The sequence below is a fragment of the Psychrobacillus sp. MER TA 171 genome, from assembly GCF_023713305.1.
Classification (GTDB): Bacteria; Bacillota; Bacilli; order Bacillales_A; family Planococcaceae; genus Psychrobacillus.
This window is the reverse complement of record NZ_JAMAWN010000091.1, coordinates 1-396: the sequence shown is the minus strand read 5'-3', so window position 1 is coordinate 396 and position 396 is coordinate 1. Positions and strand designations below refer to the sequence as shown.

1 rRNA gene is annotated in these 396 nt (G+C 53.5%); it reads left to right on the top strand.

The window, feature by feature from the left end:
- The first annotated feature begins 10 nt into the window (after window positions 1–10).
- A 5S ribosomal RNA gene (rrf, locus tag M3627_RS20595) occupies window positions 11–126 on the top strand.
- Window positions 127–396: the final 270 nt, after the last annotated feature.

The following is a 396-nucleotide window of genomic DNA, read 5'->3' as shown; positions in this document are numbered from 1 at the left end:
AACTCAAACGTCTAGTGATGATGGCGAAGAGGTCACACCCGTTCCCATACCGAACACGGAAGTTAAGCTCTTCAGCGCCGATGGTAGTTGGGGGTCTCCCCCTGCAAGAGTAGGACGTCGCTGGGCACCAAAAAAAGTCATCACCGAGTAATCGGTGATGACTTTTTTGTTTTGTTTAAAATGAAAAAAAAGCCGAAGGCACTCTCTCTCTAAGCAAGTGGGCGAGAAGCCGGAGGGGCAAAGAGTTCGAGAAAGCAAGGAAGAGAGGATCGGAGCGTATGGCATACGCGAGAACCGAACGACTGCGGCTGACGAAGAAATCTGCCGCCCATCTGGTTTCGCAGCCGCCGATGGTAGTTGGAGGGTCGCCCCTGCAAGAGTAGGACGTCGCTGGGC